The following is a 22020-nucleotide window of genomic DNA, read 5'->3' as shown; positions in this document are numbered from 1 at the left end:
CAATTTAGCGGGCGTGCAGGGCACCGGCCAGTAGGGTCGGATGCTCGACGTGGCCGAAGTGCCCGGTCGCCGGCACCGCGATCGCACGGTACTGGGGGATGATCCCGGTAAGCAGTTCGTCGTCGTTCCGGCCGACGAAGACGTCACGGTCGCCGTGCAGGCCGACCACCGGGCACCGGATGCGCGACCAGCGCTCCTCCGCCGGGTAGTCGTGCGCGCACTGCATCGCGCGCACGAACGCTCCCGGCCGCAGGTCGCGGGCGAGCTCGTGCACCGCCGTGCGATCGGTGCGGGCGAAGAGCGGCGCGGCGAGGATCGGGAGCACGCCGGACCGGTCGAGCGCCCGCACGAAGCGCGCGGCGAACGGCCCGAGCAGGAGGAGCAGCCGGATGCCCTGCAGCAGTCCCACGAGCAGCGGATAGTGCACCAATCGCATGAACGCGGAGAGCCGGTCGCCCCGGCCGCCCAGCGTCGTGGCCGAGACGAGGAGCACCGATTCGGTGGCCACCGGTTCGGCGGCGGCGAGTTCGAGGGCGATGAACCCGCCGAGGGAGTGACCGACCACGCGCCAGTGTTCGTAGCCGAGCGCACGGGCGACCGTCGCGACCGAGGCTGCGAGGGTCTGAGCATCCACGCGGGAGAGGTCGTCGGCCGGGGAGTCGCCCCAGCCGGGGAGATCGGGAACGACGAGGTCGGCCACCGCGCCTCCGGTCTCGGCCGCAGCGATCGCTGCGCGCCACGTGGTCCAGGACCCGGCCGCGCCGTGGAGCAGGATGGTCGCCGTGCCGGACTCGCGCACGCCGTGGCGTACCGCCACGCAGCCGAGCGAGGTGTCGATGAACGTTCTCTCCATAGTCATAGTTCGGAGCGGACCCACGCGTAGGATGCCGAAAAAGGGGAAGGTACTCGATGAGAACTCGCACGTCCGCCGCGCTCACGTCCGAAACGCTCGACCGATTGGATGCCTGGTGGCGCGCCGCCAACTATCTCTCCGTCGGACAGATCTATCTGCTGGACAATCCGCTGCTGCGCGAGCCGCTGACCCGGGACCACATCAAGCCCCGGCTTCTCGGCCACTGGGGCACCACGCCCGGGCTGAACTTCATCTACGCGCACCTCAACCGCGTCATCCAGGAGCGGGACCTGGACACGATCTTCATCGCCGGTCCAGGGCACGGCGGGCCGGGGGTGGTCGCGAGCGCCTACCTCGACGGCACCTACAGCGAGATCTATCCGCGCATCGACCGCACGGCCGACGGCATACGCAAGCTCTTCCGCCAGTTCTCGTTCCCCGGTGGCATCCCGAGTCACGCGGCGCCGGAGACGCCGGGCTCCATCCACGAGGGCGGTGAGCTCGGCTACTCCCTCTCGCACGCCTACGGCGCGGCGTTCGACAACCCCGACCTGCTGGTCGCAGCCGTCGTCGGCGACGGCGAGGCCGAGACCGGGCCGCTCGCCACGGCGTGGCACTCGAACAAGTTCCTCGATCCGGCGACCGACGGCGTCGTGCTGCCCATCCTGCACCTCAACGGGTACAAGATCGCAAACCCGACGGTGCTGGCGCGCATCCCGGAGAAGGAGCTGCTCGAGCTGATGCGCGGGTACGGTCACACGCCGTATGTCGTGTCCGGAGGCTTCGACGGGGAGGATCCGCGCGCCGTGCACGAGCGCATGGCCCAGACGATGGACGAGATCCTCGACCAGATCGCGGGCATCAAGCGTGCGGCGAAGGCGGGAGACCTCACCGAGCGGCCCGCGTGGCCGATGCTGATCCTGCGCACGCCGAAGGGGTGGACCTGCCCGAAGGAGATCGACGGCCACCCGGCCGAGAACAACTGGCGCTCGCACCAGGTGCCGCTGGCGGATGCGCGGGACACCGAGGCGCACACCAAGCTGCTCGAATCGTGGCTCGCCTCATACCGCCCGGAAGAATTGTTCGACGACGAGGGCGCTCCGCTGCCCCTGATCACGGGGCTGGCGCCAGAGGGCGACCGGAGGATGAGCGCCAACCCGGTCGCCAACGGCGGCCTGCTGCGCAAAGACCTCCGGCTGCGCGACTTCCGCGACTACGCCGTCGACGTTCCTGCTCCCGGCGAGACGGTCGCCGAGGCCACGAAGGTCCTCGGCGAATGGCTGCGCGACGTGATGATCGACAACCCCGAGACGTTCCGGCTGTTCGGGCCCGACGAGGTGGCCTCCAATCGCCTCCAGGCCGTCTTCGAGGTGACGGACAAGCAGTGGAACGCCGAGCGCTGGCCGATCGACGACGACAACCACCTCGCGCCGAGCGGGCGGGTGATGGAGATGCTCAGCGAGCATCAGTGCCAGGGCTGGCTCGAGGGATACCTGCTCACCGGGCGGCACGGCGTCATCACCTCGTACGAGGCGTTCATCCACATCGTCGACTCGATGTTCAACCAGCACGCCAAGTGGCTCAAGACGTCACGCCACATCCCGTGGCGCCGGCCGGTCTCGTCGCTCAACTACCTGCTGAGCTCCCATGTCTGGCGCCAGGATCACAACGGCGCCTCGCACCAGGACCCGGGATTCATCGATCACGTCATCAACAAGAAGGCCGACGTCGTGCGGGTGTACCTGCCGTTCGACGCCAACACCCTGCTCTCGACCTACGACCACTGCCTGCGGTCGGTGGACTACGTCAACGTCGTCGTGGCCGGCAAGCAGCCGGCCCCCAACTGGCTGACGATGCAGGAGGCGATCGAGCACTGCACTCGCGGGATCGGCATCTTCGACTGGGCAGGAACCGAGGTCGAGGGCGAAGAGCCCGACGTGGTGCTCGCCTGTGCGGGGGACGTCCCGACCCTCGAGGTGCTGGCGGCGGCGTCGATCCTGCGCGAGCGCATCCCGTCGCTGCGCGTGCGGGTGGTCAACGTGGTCGACCTAATGCGCCTGCAGAGCGAGGGGGAGCATCCGCACGGCCTGAACGACCGCGAGTACGACGCACTGTTCACGACGGGCAAGCCGGTGGTGTTCGCCTATCACGGGTATCCGTGGCTGATCCACCGGCTGACGTATCGGCGCAACGGCCACTCCAATCTGCACGTGCGCGGGTACAAGGAGGAGGGCACCACCACGACGCCGTTCGACATGGTGATGCTCAACGACCTCGACCGGTACCACCTGGTGATCGATGTACTCGACCGGGTGCCCGGGCTCGGCGAGCGCGAGGGCGCCTTCCGCCAGGAGATGCAGGATGCCCGGCTGCGGGCGCGTCAGTACACGCGGGAGCACGGAGAGGACATCCCCGAGGTCGCCGAATGGGCGTGGGGCGGCGGCACAAAGGGTACTCGCCTCGACACGACGGGCGGCGACAACGACTGACGGCGGGCTCAGCCTCAGAGCGGGGCGGCCGCCGACGGGTCGACGATCGTGAGCGACGGGATCTTGGCCGTGCGGCCGTCGCCCGACGACCGACCCGTGAGGCGGCGGCCGATCCAGGGCAGCACGTAGCGGCGGTAGTAGTCCACGGTGCGGCGGGACTTCTCGCCGGCCGGGGCGGCCGCGACCTCGTCGACGCCCCATTCGGCGGGCACGGGAACGCCCAGGGCGGTGAGCACGTTGCTCGCCACCCGGGCGTGCCCGAGGGAGTTGAGGTGCAGCCGGTCGACGGACCAGTACCGGATGTCACCGAGACCTTCGTCGACCCAGTTGTCGACGAAGGTCACGTTGTCGAGGGGGAGTCGAGCGCGTACGGCCGCGTCGAGCTCGTCGCCACGACGCCGCATCACTGATCCGAGCGGAAGGTGCGCGGTCGGATTGGCGCCGCTGAGAAGCAGCATGTGCAGCCCGGCGGCGGTGACGCGCGTGGCGGCATCGTCGAGCATGGTGACCACCGACTCCATCGACACCTTGGGCCGCATGATGTCGTTGCCGCCTCCGTTCAGGCTGATGAGCTGGGGTCGCTGATCGATCGCCGGCTGCAGCTGCTCGGTGATGAGCGGGCCGAGCTTGCGACCGCGGATGGCGAGGTTGGCGTAGCGCACCGGCTCACTCGACGCCGCGGCGAGACCGAGGGCGACGAAGTCGGCCCAGCCCCGCGTGCGTCCGTCGGGAAGCTCGTCGCCGACACCCTCGGTGAAACTGTCGCCGATGGCGATGTAACTCGTAAACACATAGCTACGCTACCCGTCGCGCGTACCATGGGCCGCACGTGCCCCACAGAACGATCCACTCAGACGCGCATCGACGCGCGACCAGACGTGAAGGAGTACCGCGATGCAAACCATTTCCCCGTACCTGTGGTTCGATGACCAGGCCGAGCAGGCTGCCGAATTCTATGTCTCGCTCTTTCCGAACTCGCGCATCCTCGAGGTGAGGCGGTTCGGAGACGACGCGCCGGGTCAGGCGGCCGGCGTCACGACCGTGCGGTTCGAGATCGACGGTATGGAGGTCGGAGCGCTGAACGGCGGGCCGCTGTTCCCGTTCACCGAGGCGGTCTCGTTCATGGTGCAGGTCGAGACGCAGGAGGAGATCGACCGCCTCTGGAACGCCCTCATCGCCGATGGCGGCGAGCCCAGCCAGTGCGGCTGGCTCAAAGACCGCTGGGGGCTGTCGTGGCAGATCGTGCCGACCGCGCTCGACCGGCTGTTCTCCGATCCGGACCCGGCTCGGGTGCGCCGCGCCACCGAGGCCATGCTCTCGATGGGCAAGCTCGACATCGCGGCCCTCGAAGCCGCCGCCGACGCCGCCTGAGCGCAGCCGAGAGGCGGGACGGGGTCAGCCGAGAAGCGTCTGCCAGGCGAGCAGGTGCTCGACAGTGACGCCGCCGTACCCGGCGGTGGTCGAGAAGTGCGATCGCACGAGCGCGGTCTCCGTCTCGAGAGCCACCGGCGAGTCGTCGCCGAAGGTGTACTGGGCGCCGCCGGCCGCGGCGGGGGTGTCCGTCTCGACGCCGATCGTGAACGGCACGGCGGCGGTGGCGGCGGCCTGAGCGGCGGGCTCCGCGAGCGCGATGATCCCGTCGGATCCGGCGGCGTGATCGGAGAAGGCGACGATCGCGACGCTCTGCAGGTGCGGCAGGAGCGCGTCGAACGCGGTGCCGTCGCCGACCGGATGCGCGGCGAGCCACCAGGGGAGGTCGGCCCCGATCGGCACATCGCCCGCGGCGGTGCGCGCCGCGTCGAGCATCGCCGCGTACTGGGGCACGATCGTGGCGAGATCCGGGTTCGGGATGCCCGCCCACGGCTCGACGTCGAACTGCACAGCATCGAACGGGGCGGTGCTCAGGGCATCGGTCACCCATTGCGCGGCGAGCGACGGCTGGGTCGTCCATCCGGAGTCGCCGCCGAGCGCCGACACCGAGATGCCAGCGTCGTGCAGTGCGGCGACGGCTTCGGGCAGCCAGGTGGCGAAGGCGCCCTGGTTGGCCGCCCACGGCACCGACAGGTAGACCGAGCGCAGGTGGTGCTCCTGAGCGAACGCGACGAGGGCGGCGGGCTCGAACTGCGGTTGGCCGAGGCCACGCGCATCCGTCGCCGGATCGATCGGGTTGCCCCACGCCCACATGCTGGTGATGGCGGAGGGAGCGGAGCCCTCGGTGCTGTTCTGCACCGCGACGGCGGGGGCCGCGGCGATCAGCGATCCTCCCGCGACGATCGCGCCGGCGAGCGCACTCACCACCACCGATCTCACCCTGAACGCAGGCACAGCACACCCCTTCGTCGTTGTCGTCGCCGCGCTTCGGGTGTGCAGCGCACTCATTCTGTCAGGTGGTGTGCCGCGCGCGCCAGCGGGTGCCACGACGGCCGGTGCCCCGTCTTCGAGGGGGTGTGCACCGCAGCCGGCCAGGCGGCCGGGGTCAGTCGCGCCAGCCGAGCGCGGGCGCGATCTGGGTGGCGATCGTCTCGAGCAGGTGGGCGTTGTACTCGACCCCGAGCTGGTTCGGGACCGTCACCAGCACGGTGTCCGCGTCGCGCACCGCCGCATCGTCGCGCAGCTCCTCGACGATCTGCTCCGGGTCCCCGGCGTAGGTCTTGCCGAACCGGGCGATGCCGCCGTCGAGGTGGCCGAGCTGGTCGGTGCGCTCGCCGAGCGCCGTCGCCCCGAAGTAGCGCCGGTCCAGGTCGTTCGTGATCGGCAGGATGCTGCGGCTGACCGAGACGCGAGGCTCGCGCTCCCAGCCGGCCTCCGCCCAGGCCTCGCGGTACAGCCGGATCTGTTCCGCCTGCAGGTCTCCGAACGGCACGCCGGTGTCTTCGGTGAGCAGCGTCGAGCTCATCAGGTTCATGCCCTGCTCGGCCGTCCAGACCGCCGTCTGCCGTGTGCCCGAGCCCCACCAGATGCGGTCGGGCAGGGTCTCCGAGCGTGGTTCGATCGCCAGCGGCTGCTCGACCCCGGTCATCTGCGGGTTCGACATCGCCGCGCCCGCACCTGCGATCACCGCCCGGAACACCTCCGTGTGGCGCCGGGCGAGATCCGCGTCGGTCTCACCGTCGTTCGGCGCGTAGCCGAAGGACTCGTACCCCTGCAATGCCGTCTCGGGTGATCCCCGGCTGATGCCGAGCTGGAGCCGGCCGCCGCTGATGAGGTCGGCCGCCGCGGCATCCTCGGCCATGTACAGCGGGTTCTCATAGCGCATGTCGATCACCGCGGTGCCCAGCTCGATGCGGCTGGTGCGGGCGCCCATCGCCGCGAGCAGCGGGAACGGCGAGGCGAGCTGGCGGGCGAAATGATGCACGCGCACGTAGGCGCCGTCGATCCCGACCTCTTCGGCCGCGACCGCGAGGTCGATCGACTGGAGCAGAGCATCCGAGGCCGTGCGAGAGACCGAGCCGGGGATCGGCTGCCAGTGTCCGAAGGAGAGGAATCCGATGCGTTTCACGTTCATCCCAAGGCCGGTGACGCCGCCGGTATTCCTGCCCCGGCGGCGCCCGGCGTCGATGTCGGTTTGCGGGTGTCAGTCGCCGACGTGCTGCTGGCGGAGCCAGACCAGCACCTCGGTGGCGACGTCGTGCCAGCCGTGGTCGATGGTCAGCGAGTGCCCGCGGCCGTGGAACTTGATCAGCTCGGTCACCGCGTTGGAGTCGCGATACTGCTTCATCGTGGCGTCGGTCGTGACATCCGGGACCGTGTGGTCGGCCGTGCCCGAGATCAGCAGCAGCGGGCCGCGGTCTTCGTTCTTGGTGTCCACGGCGGCCTGGGAGTGCAGCGTGAAGTTGGCCGCGGCGGCCTGGAAGAGCGGGCGCACCGTCGACGGGATGGTCCAGGCGTCGTAGAGCTCCTTGGACTCCTCGTCGGTGAGCGCGTTGCCGAAGCCGTACTTGAACTCCTTCTCCGTCAGGCTGACCGCCTTGCTGATGTTCGCCGGATTGCCGAGGGCGGGCAGCCCGGCCTTGAGCTGCGCGAGCGGGAGCGGGAGCACGCCCTTGATCTGTGCCGGGTCGATTGCGACGCCGGCATTGCCGTAGCCGAGGCCGAGCAACTTTTCGGTGATCAGACCGCCGAACGAGTGGCCGATGATGATCGGCGGCTGGTCGTAGCCGTCGATGATCTTCGCGAAATGGTCCGTCACTTCGTCGATACTCTTGCCGGCGACGTCGTCGGCGTGCTCGCGCGTCTCGGCGACGGTGTCTTTCTCGCCGGGCCAGCCCGGCGCGACCGCGTCGAATCCTTCGTTCTGGAAGAACTCGATCCAGGGTTGCCAGCTGGTGCCGTGGAGCCAGAGGCCGTGGATGAAGATCACCGGTTGATTCGCCATGTGCTCGTACCTTTCGAAGAACGTCGAGGAGGGGAGATCGGGTGTCGCAGGCACAGGCTATTCCCGGCGTGCGGCCGCAAGCAATGGCTGACCGGGGAGTATGGTCTCCGCATGGTCGATTGGTTGTGCGCGACGTGCGCCGTCGAGTATCCGGCGGGCGCGGAGCATCCGGTGAACTGTCCGATCTGCGAGGACGAACGGCAGTACGTGCCACCCACAGGTCAGGTGTGGACCTCGCTTCAGCAGCTCGCGTCGGACGGCGAGCGCATCGGCGTCTCCGAACTCGAACCCGACCTCTATGCTCTCCGGTCCGAACCGAAGGTGGGCATCGGTCAGCAGAGCATGCTCCTGCGCACGCCGGAGGGCAACCTGCTGTGGGACCCGACCGGCTACGTCGATGAGGATGCGGCCGCTGCGGTGCGCGCCCTCGGCGGTGTATCCGTGATCGCCACCAGCCACCCGCACATGTTCGGGGCGCAGACGTCGTGGTCCCGGCTGCTCGGAGACGTCCCGGTGCTGGTGCACGAGCGCGACCGTCGGTGGGTGCAACGCGAGGAGCCGTGCATCCAGACCTGGTCGGGGGAGCGCGAGGTGCTCCCCGGGGTGACGCTGCGCACGATCGGCGGCCACTTCCCCGGCAGTGCGGTGGTGCACTGGGATCGCGGCGTGGTGCTCTCCGGCGACACGGTGTTCCCCGGCCCGTCCGGTCGCTGGGTGACGTTCCAGCGCAGCTACCCGAACGACATCCCGCTCTCGGGGGCGGTGGCGCGGCGGGTGGCCGATGCGGTGTGCGAACGGCCGTTCGACCGGCTCTACGGCAACCTGGGCAACTCCGTGCTCCAGGATGCGCGGGGCGCGGTGCTGCGCTCGGCCGACCGCTACATCGCGTGGGTCACCGGCGCGAACGACCACCTCACGTGAGGTAGGGCGCCAGCTCGAACTCGAGCGCCGGCTTGGGCTTGGCGCCGACGATCGTCTTCACCACTTCGCCGCCCTGGAAGACCTTCATCACCGGAAGCGACATCGCGTGGTACTCCATAGCCGACTTCAGGTTCTCGTCAGCGTTGATCTTGAGGATCGTGATGGTGTCGGCGTGCTCCTCGGCGAGCCGCTCGAGGATGGGCGAGAGTGCCCGGCACGGCCCGCACCACGGGGCCCAGAACTCGACGATGGTGGTCTTGTCGGCGGAGAGTACCGTCTGGTCGAAGGTGGCGTCGGTGACAGCAGTGAGGTGAGTCATGCGGCGAGGTTAGACCGTGACCCCAGGGGCAAGGTCAAGCTGTGACAGCATGGAGGAGGAGGAAAAAGCATGGACATCCTTTCGCAGGCCGAGATCCGCGACGCGTTCGTGAACTGCTCTCGCAGCGAGGCCGCCGAACTCCCCATGCCGCCGGGGCTCCACGAGGTGGACTGGTCCCGCCGCGAGTATCTCGGCTGGCGCGATCCCCGCGTGCCGCAGCGCGGCTATGTGGTGGTTCCGACGGAGAACGGTCCGGTCGGTATCGTGCTGCGGGCATCCGAGGCGTCGATGCGCTCCCACGCGCCCACGATGTGCGGCTGGTGCCAAGACGTGCATCTCACCCACGACGTGTACCTGTACGTGGCCAAGCGGGCGGGGCAGGCCGGCCGCAACGGCGACACCGTCGGCACGCTGCTGTGCGGTGGTTTCGAGTGCTGCGAGAACGTGCGCCGCACCCCGCCGCCCTCGTACGTCGGCTTCGATGCCGACCTGGTGGTCGCCGACCGCATCGCCGGGCTCGCCGAGCGCGCCCGCCGTTTCGCCAACACGGTGGTGGGCGCGCGCATCTAGCCGCATACTCGATTTATCCCTCGAGAAGGAGGCCACGATGGCCGACGGCACGAAGGACGACCCGTGGCTCCTGAAGACGGCCCCCGGATCGTCGGAGTATTCGATGTGGCGTGACGAGGCGGGCGACCCACCCGCGCTGGTGTGCCAGGTGGGGCCGACGACCCTCAAATACCACCTCAGCGCGATCGACGATCTCGCGGCGTGGCTGCGCGAACAGGGTGACTGGGTGCCGCTCGGCGCCGCCGACGAGCAGAAGCAGGCCGCCGCAGGGACGGTGGAGGCGTGGGGACGTGACGAGTCCAACCCGGTGGGTGGCTGGTACGGCCTGCGCAAGGGCTACCGGGGACGGTTCGGGATGTACCTGCCACCGCTGCTCGAGGCGCTCGGTCTCGCCGAACTCACGCACGACGCACGGAACAACCGGGTACGCGCGCTCTGACGGCATCCGGGCCGATAGGGTGGCCTGACGCGACCTGGGGGCCCGATGCTCGTCACTCTCACCTACACCGGACCGTCGGCGACGGACCTCGGCTTCCTGCTGCACAAGAACCCGGAAACTGCGCACGTGTTCGACCTGAGCGTCGGGCGAGCGCATGTCTTCTACCCGGTCGCAGACGACGCGCAGTGCACGGCGGCGTTGATGCTCGAGATCGACCCGATCGAGCTGGTGCGGAGCAAGCGGTTCCGCGGGTCCGGCGACGGGACGCTCGCCCACTACGTGAACGACCGGCCGTACGCATCCGGATCGATGATGGCGACGGCGGTCGGCGCCGTCTTCCGCACAGCCATGACCGGTCGTAGCGACGCGCGTCCTGACCTCGCGGCGAATCCGATGCCGCTCGCGATCGAGCTGAGCGCGGTCCCCGTCCGCGGGCCCGTCGATCTCGCCGCCCGACTCTTCGAGCCGCTCGGCTGGCAGGTCACGGCAACGGAGCTGCCGCTCGACGACGCCTTCCCCGAGTGGGGACCCTCTCCCTACCAGGCCATCCGGCTGGAGGGCACGGTGAGGCTGGCCGACGCTCTCCGGCACCTGTACGTGCTGCTGCCCGTACTCGACGACGCGAAGCACTACTGGGTGAGCGACGACGAGGTGGGCAAGCTGCTGCGCGCCGGCGAGGGATGGCTGGCCGGGCATCCGGAGCGCGAGCTGATCACGCAGCGCTACCTGAAGCACCAGCGGTCGTACATCGATGACGCGGCGACTCGGCTCGCCGAGGCGGACGGAGTGCCGGCGCTCGCCGCGGAGGGCCCCGTGACGCCGGAGGCAGCCGATGCCGCGGGGCCGGCCGCCGGCGACGACCGCGCTCCGCTCAACCGCGTGAGGGCCGAGGTCGTGCTGGGCATCCTCCGCGAGCTCGGCGCTCGCCGTGTCGCCGATCTCGGCTGCGGACCGGGAGCCCTGCTGCGCCCGCTGCTCGACGACCGCGCGTACGTTGAGATCGTCGGAACGGACGTGTCCGCCGGCGCGCTGGCCGTGGCGGCCGAACGTCTTCAGCTCGGCCGGTTGAGCGATGCCCAGCAGGGCCGGGTGCGACTGCTGCAGTCGTCGGTGACGTACCAGGACGACCGGATCGCCGGGCTCGACGCCGTCGTGCTCATGGAGGTCATCGAGCACATCGATCCGGAACGCCACGCGGCCGTCGAGCGCGCGGTGTTCGTTGCCGCGCGTCCGGCGGCGGTGATCGTCACGACGCCCAACCGCGAGTACAACGAGCTCTATCCGTCGCTGTCAGCCGGGGCGATGCGCCATCCGGATCACCGGTTCGAGTGGAGCAGGGGCGAGTTCCGTTCGTGGGCGACCGGTGTGGCCGGACGCACGGGCTACAGCGTCGAGTTCAGAGACGTGGGCGACGTCGATGAGCGCCGGGGGTCGCCGACCCAGCTCGCACTGTTCCGGAGGGAGGACGCATGACCGGGATGGATGGATCGATCGCCGAGCCGGCGGAACTGCGCATTCCGGCCCTGTCGCTGGTGGTGCTCGTCGGCGTCAGCGGCTCGGGCAAGTCGACCTTCGCACGGGAGAAGTTCGCGCCGTTCGAGACGCTGTCGAGCGACTTCTTCCGCGGGCTGGTCTCCAACGACGAGAACAGTCAGGAGGCGACGGCGGCCGCATTCGATGCCCTGCGGTTCGTCGCCGCGAAACGTCTCGAGGCCGGTCTGCTGACGGTGATCGACGCCACGAACGTTCAGCGGAGCTCGCGCAAGAGCTTCGTCGACCTGGCCAAGGCACACGACGTGCTCCCGGTGGCCGTCGTCCTCGACCTGCCCGAGCGCATCTGCGTCGAGCGGAACGCCGCCAGGCCGGACCGCGACTTCGGCGCAGCCGTGGTGCATCGCCAGCACGGGCAGCTGCGCAAGTCCCTTCGATTCCTCGCCAAGGAGGGGTTCCGCTCCGTCCACGTGCTGAGCAGCGTGGAAGAGATCGCCGCGGCGCGGGTGCAGAGGGTTCCGCTGCTCACCGACCGGCGCGGAGAGACCGGGCCGTTCGACGCCATCGGCGACGTGCACGGCTGCCTGTCGGAGCTCGAGGGCCTGCTGACGACGCTCGGCTACGCGCTGCGCCGTGACGACGAGGGGCGCGCGGTCGACGCCGAGCATCCGGAGGGCAGGCGCGTCGTCTTCCTCGGCGATCTGGTCGATCGCGGCCCCGACAGCCCCGGCGTGCTGCGCCTGGCGATGGGAATGGTCGAGAACGGCCACGCCCTGGCCGTGCCCGGCAACCACGAGGCCAAGCTGGTGCGCGCACTCCGCGGGGCGAAGGTGCAGGTCAGCCACGGGCTGGAGCAGACGCTCGCGCAGCTGGCGGATGAGACACCCGAGTTCCGTGCCCGGGTGGAGACCTTCTGCCACGACCTGGTGTCGCATCTCGTGCTCGACGACGGACGCCTCGTGGTCGCTCACGCTGGGTTGAAGGAGGCGTACCAGGGGCGGGCATCCGGCCGGGTTCGTTCGTTCGCGCTGTACGGGGACACCACGGGGGAGACCGACGAGTTCGGCCTGCCCGTGCGCCTGCCATGGGCCGACGACTACCGTGGATCGGCGACCGTGCTCTACGGGCACACGCCGACCCCGCGGGCGGAGTGGGTCAACAACACGATGTGCCTCGACACGGGCTGCGTGTTCGGCGGGTCGCTCAGCGCTCTGCGTTACCCCGAGCGCAAGGTCGTCTCGGTGCCCGCCGAACGGGTCTGGTACGAGCCTGCCCGGCCGTTCCTCCCAGAGGACGGCGACGGCGACACGTCTCCGGAGCGCGAGGGCGGGCTGCTGCGCATCGACGACGTGCTCGGCAAGCACATCATCGAGACATCCACGCACGGCCGGATCGGAGTGCGGGAGGAGAACGCCGCGGGGGCGCTGGAGGTCATGAGCCGCTGGGCCGTGGATCCGCGCAGGCTGCTCTACCTTCCGCCGACCATGTCGCCGCCGAACGCGAGCGCGCGCGAGGGACTGCTCGAGCATCCGGATGAGGCGTTCGCGGCGTATCGGCGCGAGGGCGTGACTCGGCTGCTGGCGGAGGAGAAGCACATGGGCTCGCGCGCCGTCGTGCTGCTGACCCACGATGCCGAGCGGTTCGGCGGCGAGCCGGGATGGCTCGGCACCGTGCACACCCGCACCGGGCGCCGGTTCTTCGAGCCTGGATTGGAGCAGGGGTTCCTTCGACGGCTCGACCGTGCGGTCGCGACGGCCGGAGTGTGGGACGAGCTGGAGACCGACTGGCTGCTCTTCGACGCCGAACTGCTGCCGTGGTCGCTGAAGGCGGGAGCGATGATCCGCGAGCAGTACGCGACCGTCGGCGCTGCCGCACGCGCAGCGCTGCCTCCCGCGGTGGCGGCGCTCGAGGCCGCGGCGGCTCGCGGCATCGAGGTCGGCGCGCTCCTGACCAGCACCAGGATGCGTGAGCGCGATGCCGACCGGTACGTCGACGCCTACCGCCGGTACGTCGGCCACGCCGATGGACTCGCGGGCATCCAGCTCGCACCGTTCCAGGTGCTCGCGGCCGAGGGACGGCACTTCGCCGACCACGACCACGGCTGGCAGCTCGCGATCGCCGACCGTCTGGCCGCCGCCGATCCGGCGCTCGTGCGGCGCACCCGCCGCGTGCCGATCGACCTCGACGATCCCGAGTCGGTCGCGGCGGCGATCGCATGGTGGACGGAACTCACCGAAGCGGGAGGCGAGGGGATGGTCGTCAAGCCGTTCGCGAACCTGGTGCGCACCGACTCCGGGCTCGCTCAGCCGGGCATCAAGGTGCGCGGCCGCGAGTACCTGCGCATCATCTACGGACCCGACTACACCGAGCCCGAGAATCTGGTGCGTCTCCGCGACCGGAACGTCGCCCATAAGCGCTCGATGGCGCTGCGGGAGTATGCGCTGGGCCTCGAGGCGCTGGAGCGTCTGGTGGGCGGTGCGCCCCTGTGGCAGGTGCACCAGGCGGTGTTCGCCGTGCTCGCGATGGAGTCGGAGCCGGTCGACCCCCGGCTCTGATCGAGCGGGGCCGGGTGAGAGACCCGCAGCGGCGCGCCGCGGGCCTCCCGATCCGGTCAGGGAAGGTAGTACGTCGGGTTCGGCAGCTTGATGGTGCGGTCGGCGTGGCCGCCGATCAGGTCGCTGAACTGGTCGCCGAAGTTCGCCACGATGTCGTAGCGTCCGCCGGACGCCGACTCGACGTGCGCCCTGGTCTGCGACTTGTACTCGATCGTGGTGCACTTCGCGGTCGCGCAGGTGATGTACGACGGCTGCTGCGACGTGCCGACGCCCGTCCACTTGGTGTAGTAGTTCGCGGCGGTGAAGCCCGTATAGCCGACCTTGGCGAGGTTGCCCAGTGTGGCTGCCTTCTGGTCGTCGTTGCGGCCGGTCAGCCCGACGATCGTGCATCCGGACTTCTGGGCGACCGAGGCGAGGGTCACCATCGAGGGCGTGGCGGGGAAGCGCTGGTCCTGCACCCAGACGTCCTGCTCGGCGGGGTTGAAGTTGAAGTGCATGTCGGCCACCTCCATGTCGTACGTCCACAGGGTGGTGTCGTCGGCATCCAGCACGATGGCCGGGTTCTTGTGCAGCTTCTTGCCCACGAAGCACGCCGCGGCGACGGCCGGAAGCTGACGCTGGACGAGGGACCGCATCTCACGGATGTACGGAGAGTCGGTCTTGTTCGCGATGCCCGTGCCCGGGTCGCCGTAGTACGTGTAGATCGTCGACTTCACCGAGTCGATGTTCGGGATGCCCTCGCCACCGACCTTCGCACCGCTGGAGCCGTCGGCCGCCATCGTGAAGTGCGTGCGGGGTGCCAGCCACGGCTGCGAGACGCCGGGCAGGTTCGCCGACGGCAGGTAGTAGGTCGGGTTCGGCAGTTTGAGTGCGCGGTCGGCGTAACCGCCCTGCAGGTCGGACCACTGGTCGCCGACGTTCAGCGCGATGTCGTAGCCGAGGCTCTCGATGTGCTTACGGGTGAGCGCCTTGTACTCGACCGTCGTGCACTTGGCGGTGACGCAGGTGATGTACGACGGCTGCTGGGAGGCGCCGACGCCGGTCCACTTCGTGAAGAAGTTCTGCGTGTTGAACGGCGTGTAGCCGACCTTGCTGAGGTTGCCCAGCGTTGCCGCCTTCTGGTCGTCGTTGCGTCCGGTGAGCCCGAAGACAGCGAAGCCCATGGCGGCGGCCTTGTTCACGAAGGCGACCATGCTCGGGGTCGCGGGGAACCTCTGGTCCTGCACCCAGACGTCCTGCTCGGCCGGACTGAAGTTGAAGTGCATGTCGCCGACTTCCATGTCGTACGTCCACAGCGTGGTGTCGTCGGCGTCGAAGACGATGGCCGGCTTCTCGCCGTGACGCTTGGCGTCACGGTACAGCGAACTCAGCTTCGCGGCCTCGCGGGAGACGATCGAGGCCATCTCCGTGATGTACGGCGACGCGGTCTTGTTCGCGATGCCGGTTCCGGGGTCGCCGTAGTAGGTGGCGATGGTCTTCTTGTCCGAGTCGATGTTCGGGATGCCCTCACCGCCGACCGTCGCGCCGCTGGAGCCGTCGGGAGCCATCGTGAACTGCGTGCGCGGTGCGAGCGTCTGCGAATGGCCGCCGCCGTGGCCGCTGCCGGGGCCCGGATCCCAGGCCTGGGCGCCGGATGCTCCGACGAGGGTCAGCCCCAGGGCAAGCGCCACGGTGGCGGCGGTCGCTCCGAGCGTGCGCCGGATGGGCGTCCGCGGGGCGGGGGAGTCGAATCGAGTGGTCATGGAGTCACCGTTTCCGTTCAGCACCGAACACCCCCGAACGGGGGCCTCCGTGCACTTTAGTCGCGCGCCCGGGCGTCGCGCCAGCCGTGTTGACCCACCGCGTCCGTCGCGCCAGGCTGGAGGCGCCGCTCCCGCAGTTCATCGCTGCGGCAGCACTGATCCGGCCCAACCAAGCATCAGAAGGAGAAGCCCATGCCTGTCGTCGTCGCCGTTCTCACCCCGCTCGACGGTCACACGCAGAACGTCCTCGACGCCTTCGAGGTGGCCGCTCCGCTGGTGCACGCCGAGCGGGGATGCGAGCTCTACGCGGTCCACACCGACGGCACGCGGGTGGTGGTCGTCGAGCGCTGGACCGAGCTGGCCGACCTGCAGGCGCACTCCGCCGGCGCGGCCATCGCGGAGCTCAACCGTCTGAACGCGGGACATCTCGACGGGCAGCCCGAGGTGCTGGTGACCGAGAACGTGCCGTTCGGCGATCCGCGCAAGGGGACCATCGCGTAGGCGAGACGGTCACCGCGCCGGTGTCGTTGGCCTCCGATCACTCTGCACAGATGTGCAATGAGCGTCGGTGCCGGTGGTGGGACTCGAACCCACACGCCCTTTCGGACAAAGCATTTTGAGTGCTCCGCGTCTGCCATTCCGCCACACCGGCGCACAACAACATCGACAGAATACCGTAGGCTTTTACCCGTGACTGACCAGGAAGCTACCTCAACCACCCCGCGACGCGTCGTCGTCGCGGAAGACGAATCCCTGATCCGGCTCGACATCGTCGAGATCCTCCGTGACAACGGATTCGAGGTCGTCGGGGAGGCCGGAGACGGCGAGACCGCCGTCGCACTCGCCACCGAGCTGCGACCCGACCTGGTCATCATGGACGTCAAGATGCCCCAGCTCGACGGCATCTCGGCGGCGGAGCGCCTGTCGAAGGGCCACATCGCCCCGGTCGTGCTCCTCACCGCCTTCAGCCAGAAGGAGCTCGTCGAGCGGGCGACCGAGGCCGGCGCCCTCGCCTACGTCGTCAAGCCGTTCACGCCGAACGACCTGCTCCCCGCCATCGAGATCGCCCTCGCCCGGTACGCGCAGATCATCGCGCTCGAGGCCGAGGTGTCCGACATGGTCGAGCGCTTCGAGACCCGCAAGCTGGTCGACCGCGCCAAGGGTCTGCTGAACGAGAAGATGGGGCTCAGCGAGCCCGAGGCCTTCCGCTGGATCCAGAAGGCGTCGATGGACCGCCGCCTCACCATGCACGACGTGGCCCAGGCCATCATCGAGCAGCTCGCTGCCAAGAAGTAAGCAGAGCAGCCTCCGAACATCGTAAAAGCGCGGCCCCGGATCACCGGGAGCCGCGCTTTCGCGTTGCTGGGGGCTGGATGTGCCTCTAGAGATCCCTGATCAGGTTCGTGATGCGGATGGTCGAGCAGCGGCGCCCCTGTTCGTCGGTGACGGCGATCTCGTGCGTGGTCAGGGTGCGGCCGAGGTGGATGGGCGTGCAGACGCCGGTGACGTAGCCGCTCGTGGCCGAGCGGGTGTGCGTCGCGTTGATCTCGATGCCGACGGCGAGGCGGTCCTTGCCGGCGTGCAGGTTGGCCGACATCGACCCGAGGGACTCGCCGAGCACCACGTAGGCGCCGCCGTGGAGGAGGTCCGCCGGCTGCGTGTTGCCCTCGACGGGCATCCGGGCCACAGCGCGTTCGATGGTGAACTCGAGGATCTCGATCCCCATCTTCTCGGCAAGTCTGCCGAGCCCTCTCTCGTTGACGTATGCCAGCGCATCCTCGGTCATCCGGGTCTCTCTCACCTTCGTCGGCAGGGCGATTCTCTTGTCACAGGTGCCTTGTAGGCTGTCCTGGTGTCAGACTCCGAAAAGCCTACCCTCCTGATCATCGACGGCCATTCGCTGGCATTCCGGGCCTTCTACGCTCTGCCGGTCGACAGCTTCGTCAACCGTGACGGGCAGCACACCAACGCCATCCACGGCTTCATCGCGATGCTCATCAACCTGCTCTCGCAGCAGCGGCCGACGCACATCGCTGTGGCGTTCGACATCTCGCGGTACTCGTTCCGCACACGCGAGTATCCGGAGTACAAGGGCACCCGCGGCGAGACCCCGCCGGAGTTCGTCGGGCAGATCCCGCTGCTCGAAGAGGCGCTGCACGCCATGAACATCACGACGGTCACCAAAGAGGACTTCGAGGCCGACGACATCCTCGCGACCCTGGCGACGCAGGGCGCGGCCGAGGGCTACCGCGTGCTCATCGTCTCGGGTGACCGCGACACGATCCAGCTCGTCAACGACGACGTCACCCTGCTCTACCCGAACGTGCGCGGCGTCTCCGAGCTCAAGGTCTACGACCCGGCCGCGGTGCGCGAGCGCTACGGCATCGAGCCGTATCAGTATCCGGAGATCGCGGCACTGGTCGGCGAGACCAGCGACAACCTCGTCGGCATCGACAAGGTGGGCGAGAAGACGGCCGTCAAATGGGTGCAGCAGTACGGCACGGTCGACGAGATCGTCGCGCACGCCGACGAGATCAAGGGCGTGGTCGGGCAGAACCTGCGCGACCAGAAGGAGAACGCCCTCCGCAACCGCCGGCTCAACCGCCTGCTCACCGACGTCGAGCTGCCGGTCCGCCCTGGCGATCTCGAACGGCGCGCCCTCAACGAGATCGCCGTGCGCGACATCTTCGCCAAGCTGCAGTTCAAGACCCTGCTGGAGCGCCTGCTCAAGACCGCGGCAGAAGAGGGCCACTACGACGCGTCCGGCGGGTTCAGCGAGGCGATCGAGACCGGTGCCGTGACGATTCCGCCGGTCCGCACGATGGTCGACGAGGAGCTCGCGAACTGGCTCGCCAAGAACTCGGCGGACGGCGCGGCGATCGGGGTGCAGGTCGAACTCGGTCCAGCCGGCATCATCGGCTTCGGCCTTGCGGGCGCCGACGACACCGTGTACGTGCCGTGGGCCGCGGGCCGGATGGACTACCAGGCGCTCGAAGAGTGGCTCGCCTCGAGCGCGCCCAAGTACTTCTTCCACGCCAAGCCGCAGTTCAAGGCGCTGAGCCGTGCCGGGCTCATCGTCGACGGCCTCGCGTTCGACACGAGGATCGCCTCGTGGCTGGTCCGCCCGGGCAGCGCACCGCAGTCGCTCGCCGAACAGGTCTACGAGGTGCTGGGGGAGACGCTGCCCGTCTCGGACCCCAATCAGCTTGTCGCCCTCACCGACACCGTCAGCCCCGCGACCGAGGCGTGGTACCTGCGGCGGGTGGCCGAGGCCCAGGCGCTGGCCCTCGACGACGGCACCCGCGCCGTGCTCGACGACATCGAGTTGCCGCTCGTCGCGGTGCTCTCCGAGATGGAGCTCACCGGCGTCACCATCGATCCCGAGGTGCTTGCGCGACTGCGCGGTGAGCTCACCGACAAGGCGAACGACTACGCCGCCCGCGCCTACGCCGAGATCGGCCACGAGGTGAACCTGGGCTCGCCCAAGCAGCTGCAGCAGGTGCTCTTCGACGAGCTGCAGATGCCCAAGACGCGCGCGACGAAGACCGGCTTCTCCACCGACGCGGCCTCGCTCGCCGATCTGCAGGAGAAGAACCCGCACCCGTTCCTGGGTCTGCTGCTGCAGCACCGCGACGCCACGAAGCTCAAGCAGATCGTCGAGACGCTCGAGCGCTCGGTCGAGACCGACGGTCGCGTGCACACGACCTACGACCAGACCGGCACCAGCACCGGACGCATCTCCTCCAACGACCCCAACCTGCAGAACATCCCCGTTCGCACGGAGGAGGGTCGCGAGATCCGCTCGGCCATCCGCCGCGGCGACGAGTTCGAGACCCTGCTCACGGCCGACTACTCGCAGATCGAGATGCGCATCATGGCGCACCTCTCCGAAGACCCGGGACTCATCGAGGCCTTCAACGCCGGCGAAGACCTGCACCGTTTCGTCGGTGCGCGCATCTTCGGGGTCACGCCTGCCGAGGTCACGCCCGCGATGCGCACCAAGGTCAAGGCGATGTCGTACGGTCTCGCATACGGTCTCAGCCCGTTCGGCCTGTCCAAGCAGCTGCGCATCGAGACGGCCGAGGCCAAGCAGTTGATGAGCGACTACTTCGAGCGCTTCGGCTCCGTGCGCGACTATCTGCGCGGCGTCGTGGAGCAGGCGCGTGTCGACGGCTACACCGAGACGATCTTCGGGCGCCGGCGGCCGTTCGCCGACCTCACGAGCACCAACCGCGTGCTGCGCGACAACGCCGAGCGCGCCGCGCTCAACGCGCCGATCCAGGGTTCGGCCGCAGACATCATGAAGATCGCCATGCTCGGCATCGCCGGCGACCTGATCGACCAGAAGCTCTCGTCGCGCATGCTCCTGCAGGTGCACGACGAACTGATCTTCGAGGTCGCGACGGGGGAGTGGGACGCCCTGGAGGCCATCGTGCGCGACCGCATGGCGCACGCGGCCGACCTGCGCGTGCCCCTCGACGTGCAGGTCGGGCGCGGAGACAACTGGGACGCGGCCGCGCACTGACACGCGGGGGCATCTCGACGTGGCACGGCCGGCCCCTCGGCCAATAAGGTCGAAGCATGACGAACGCAGAGAAGCGAGAGCCCACTCCGATCGACACGATCGCAGAGGAGTGGGTCGACACCCAGCTGGAGTTGTTCCCCGAGTTCCACGTGTGGCTCGGCCGCCCCGGACGTGAGGGCGAGTATGCCGACTACTCGCCGGCCGGCGCCGAACGCGCCGTGGCCGAGGTCAAGAAGGCACTGACCAAGATCGAGGCGGCGGAGCCCGTCGACGACATCGACCGCGTCACCAAGATGGACCTGACGCGCGACCTGCAGTTGCAGGTCGAGAAGCACGACGCCGGCTTCGGCCAGCGCGACCTGAACGTCATCGCGTCGCCGGCGCAGGAGCTCCGCGACATCTTCGACCTCGTCCCGACCGACACCGAAGACGACTGGTCGAACGTCGCCAAGCGGCTGCACAACCTGCCCGCCGCGATGGACGGCTACATCGAGACGCTGCGCAGCGGTATCGCCGCCGGAAACGTCCCGGCCATCCGGCAGGTGCGAGAGGTGCTGACCCAGGCGAAGAAGCAGGTCGCCTCCACCGGCTTCTTCTTCGAGTTCACCGGCGACGCGAAGGCCGGCGACGGCGAACTCCCCGCGTCGCTCGCCTCCGACCTCGCCGCGGGAGCGCAGGAGTCGGCCGCCGCGTACGCGAAACTGGCGGACTTCCTCGAGAACGAGCTCGCGGGGCACGCTCCGGAGAAGGACGCCGTGGGCCGAGAGCTGTACTCCCTGGCCTCGCGCGACTTCCTGGGAGCGACGGTCGATCTCGACGAGACGTACGAGTGGGGAATCGAAGAGCTCGCGCGCATGGTCGCCGAGCAGGAGTCGATCGCCCGCGAGATCAAGCCGGGCGCCAGTGTGCACGAGGCCATCGCGTTCCTCGACGGCGACGCGAGCCGCAAGCTGCACGGCACCGACGCCCTCCAGCGCTGGATGCAGGAGACCAGCGACCGTGCCATCGAGGAGCTCGGAAAGTCGCACTTCGACATCCCCACCGAGATCCGCCGGCTGGAGTGCATGATCGCCCCGACCCAGGAGGGCGGGATCTACTACACCGGTCCGAGCGACGACTTCACGCGCGCCGGCCGAATGTGGTGGAGCGTCCCCGAGGGCGTCACCGAGTTCGACACCTGGCGCGAGCTCACGACCGTCTATCACGAGGGTGTTCCCGGACACCACCTGCAGATCGCCCAGGCGACCTACAACAAGGCGCAGCTCAACTCGTGGCGGCGCATCGCGGGCACGTCGGGGCACGCCGAAGGCTGGGCGCTGTACGCGGAGCGTCTGATGGAGCAGCTCGGCTACCTCGACGACCCCGCCGACCGCCTCGGGATGCTCGACGGCCAGCGGATGCGCGCGGCCCGCGTCGTGCTCGACATCGGCGTGCACCTCGAGAAGCCCCTGCCGGACGGATCGGGACCGTGGACCGGCGAGTACGCCTTCCAGTTCCTCGGCGAGAACGTGAACATGAACGACGGGTTCGTGCGCTTCGAGGTGAACCGCTACCTCGGCTGGCCGGGACAGGCGCCGTCGTACAAGATCGGCCAGCGCATCTGGGAGCAGCTGCGCGACGAGTACGCCCGCCGCGAAGGCGCTGCCTTCGACATCAAGGCGTTCCACAAGAAGGCGCTCGACATCGGCGGTGTCGGCCTGGACACCCTGAAGTCGGCACTGCTCGACTGACGCGGCTGCGG

General features: G+C 69.0%; 19 protein-coding genes and 1 tRNA gene. 11 read left to right on the top strand and 9 right to left on the bottom strand.

Annotated elements, in window-relative coordinates; all coding sequences use genetic code 11:
• Positions 1 to 4: 4 nt before the first annotated feature.
• Complete coding sequence (locus tag PKE84_RS18820) at positions 5 to 859, bottom strand: alpha/beta fold hydrolase (protein WP_271178772.1); 855 nt, start codon at positions 857 to 859, stop codon at positions 5 to 7.
• A gap of 50 nt (positions 860 to 909) precedes the next feature.
• Here PKE84_RS18820 and PKE84_RS18815 point away from each other — a divergent pair, with 50 nt between their 5' ends.
• Positions 910 to 3342 carry a phosphoketolase family protein gene (locus PKE84_RS18815; protein WP_271178771.1) on the top strand — a complete coding sequence of 811 codons (2433 nt, stop codon included), beginning with the start codon at positions 910 to 912 and terminating at the stop codon, positions 3340 to 3342.
• A 14-nt stretch (positions 3343 to 3356) separates the two neighbouring features.
• Here the strand turns inward: PKE84_RS18815 and PKE84_RS18810 are convergent, their stop codons facing one another.
• On the bottom strand, positions 3357 to 4133 hold the full coding sequence (locus tag PKE84_RS18810; protein ID WP_271178770.1) for an SGNH/GDSL hydrolase family protein: 777 nt from the start codon (positions 4131 to 4133) through the stop codon (positions 3357 to 3359).
• A 103-nt stretch (positions 4134 to 4236) separates the two neighbouring features.
• On the opposite strand from PKE84_RS18810, the gene PKE84_RS18805 reads away from it, so the two are divergent.
• A complete protein-coding gene (locus tag PKE84_RS18805) occupies positions 4237 to 4713 on the top strand; it encodes a VOC family protein (protein ID WP_271178769.1) in 477 nt (158 codons plus the stop codon).
• Positions 4714 to 4737: 24 nt separating this feature from the next.
• Here PKE84_RS18805 and PKE84_RS18800 read toward each other — a convergent pair whose 3' ends face one another.
• From PKE84_RS18800 to PKE84_RS18790, 3 genes are all read right to left on the bottom strand, one after another.
• Positions 4738 to 5667, bottom strand: a complete 930-nt coding sequence (locus PKE84_RS18800) for a hypothetical protein (protein WP_271178768.1) — start codon at positions 5665 to 5667, stop codon at positions 4738 to 4740.
• Between the two features lie 151 nt (positions 5668 to 5818).
• Positions 5819 to 6847, bottom strand: coding sequence for an LLM class flavin-dependent oxidoreductase (locus PKE84_RS18795; RefSeq protein WP_271178767.1), 1029 nt, complete (start codon positions 6845 to 6847; stop codon positions 5819 to 5821).
• Positions 6848 to 6916: 69 nt separating this feature from the next.
• On the bottom strand, positions 6917 to 7717 hold the full coding sequence (locus tag PKE84_RS18790; protein ID WP_271178766.1) for an alpha/beta hydrolase: 801 nt from the start codon (positions 7715 to 7717) through the stop codon (positions 6917 to 6919).
• Positions 7718 to 7828: 111 nt separating this feature from the next.
• Between PKE84_RS18790 and PKE84_RS18785 the strand changes: the two genes are divergently transcribed.
• Positions 7829 to 8638, top strand: coding sequence for an MBL fold metallo-hydrolase (locus PKE84_RS18785; RefSeq protein ID WP_271178765.1), 810 nt, complete (start codon positions 7829 to 7831; stop codon positions 8636 to 8638).
• Here the strand turns inward: PKE84_RS18785 and trxA are convergent.
• The gene (gene trxA / locus PKE84_RS18780; RefSeq protein ID WP_271178764.1) at positions 8631 to 8957 is read right to left on the bottom strand and encodes a thioredoxin; all 327 of its coding nucleotides are present in this window, start codon (positions 8955 to 8957) and stop codon (positions 8631 to 8633) included. The genes PKE84_RS18785 and trxA overlap by 8 nt on opposite strands.
• 69 nt (positions 8958 to 9026) lie before the next feature.
• On the opposite strand from trxA, the gene PKE84_RS18775 reads away from it, so the two are divergent.
• Genes PKE84_RS18775 through PKE84_RS18760 form a run of 4 tightly spaced genes read left to right on the top strand, consistent with a single transcriptional unit; the run spans position 9027 to position 14012 of the window.
• Positions 9027 to 9527: an FBP domain-containing protein gene (locus tag PKE84_RS18775; RefSeq protein ID WP_271178763.1), complete on the top strand. Its 501-nt coding sequence runs from the start codon at positions 9027 to 9029 to the stop codon at positions 9525 to 9527.
• Between the two features lie 37 nt (positions 9528 to 9564).
• Positions 9565 to 9966, top strand: a complete 402-nt coding sequence (locus PKE84_RS18770) for a DUF6855 family protein (RefSeq protein WP_271178762.1) — start codon at positions 9565 to 9567, stop codon at positions 9964 to 9966.
• A gap of 45 nt (positions 9967 to 10011) precedes the next feature.
• Positions 10012 to 11439: a 3' terminal RNA ribose 2'-O-methyltransferase Hen1 gene (locus tag PKE84_RS18765; RefSeq protein WP_271178761.1), complete on the top strand. Its 1428-nt coding sequence runs from the start codon at positions 10012 to 10014 to the stop codon at positions 11437 to 11439.
• Positions 11436 to 14012, top strand: coding sequence for a polynucleotide kinase-phosphatase (locus tag PKE84_RS18760; RefSeq protein WP_373877164.1), 2577 nt, complete (start codon positions 11436 to 11438; stop codon positions 14010 to 14012). The genes PKE84_RS18765 and PKE84_RS18760 overlap by 4 nt, the downstream gene beginning before the upstream one ends.
• A gap of 56 nt (positions 14013 to 14068) precedes the next feature.
• Here the strand turns inward: PKE84_RS18760 and PKE84_RS18755 are convergent, their stop codons facing one another.
• The gene (locus PKE84_RS18755) at positions 14069 to 15754 is read right to left on the bottom strand and encodes an HAD family acid phosphatase (RefSeq protein WP_271178760.1); all 1686 of its coding nucleotides are present in this window, start codon (positions 15752 to 15754) and stop codon (positions 14069 to 14071) included.
• A gap of 192 nt (positions 15755 to 15946) precedes the next feature.
• Here PKE84_RS18755 and PKE84_RS18750 point away from each other — a divergent pair, with 192 nt between their 5' ends.
• Positions 15947 to 16255 carry a putative quinol monooxygenase gene (locus tag PKE84_RS18750; protein WP_271178759.1) on the top strand — a complete coding sequence of 103 codons (309 nt, stop codon included), beginning with the start codon at positions 15947 to 15949 and terminating at the stop codon, positions 16253 to 16255.
• A 68-nt stretch (positions 16256 to 16323) separates the two neighbouring features.
• Here the strand turns inward: PKE84_RS18750 and PKE84_RS18745 are convergent.
• Positions 16324 to 16406: transfer RNA gene (locus tag PKE84_RS18745), tRNA-Leu, on the bottom strand.
• A gap of 38 nt (positions 16407 to 16444) precedes the next feature.
• Here PKE84_RS18745 and PKE84_RS18740 point away from each other — a divergent pair.
• Positions 16445 to 17050: an ANTAR domain-containing response regulator gene (locus PKE84_RS18740; RefSeq protein ID WP_271178758.1), complete on the top strand. Its 606-nt coding sequence runs from the start codon at positions 16445 to 16447 to the stop codon at positions 17048 to 17050.
• 85 nt (positions 17051 to 17135) lie between these two features.
• Here PKE84_RS18740 and PKE84_RS18735 read toward each other — a convergent pair whose 3' ends face one another.
• Positions 17136 to 17540, bottom strand: a complete 405-nt coding sequence (locus PKE84_RS18735) for a hotdog fold thioesterase (protein ID WP_271178757.1) — start codon at positions 17538 to 17540, stop codon at positions 17136 to 17138.
• A gap of 66 nt (positions 17541 to 17606) precedes the next feature.
• Here PKE84_RS18735 and polA point away from each other — a divergent pair, with 66 nt between their 5' ends.
• Together polA and PKE84_RS18725 are read left to right on the top strand one after the other, a co-directional pair.
• Positions 17607 to 20279, top strand: coding sequence for a DNA polymerase I (gene polA, locus PKE84_RS18730; RefSeq protein WP_271178756.1), 2673 nt, complete (start codon positions 17607 to 17609; stop codon positions 20277 to 20279).
• Positions 20280 to 20335: 56 nt separating this feature from the next.
• Positions 20336 to 22009 (top strand): DUF885 domain-containing protein, encoded by a 1674-nt coding sequence (locus tag PKE84_RS18725; RefSeq protein ID WP_271178755.1) that lies wholly within the window; start codon positions 20336 to 20338, stop codon positions 22007 to 22009.
• The last annotated feature ends 11 nt before the right edge of the window (positions 22010 to 22020 follow it).

Source organism: Leifsonia poae, assembly GCF_027921845.1.
GTDB classification, from domain to species: domain Bacteria; phylum Actinomycetota; class Actinomycetes; order Actinomycetales; family Microbacteriaceae; genus Leifsonia; species Leifsonia poae.
This window is presented reverse-complemented; position numbering and strand designations above follow the sequence as displayed.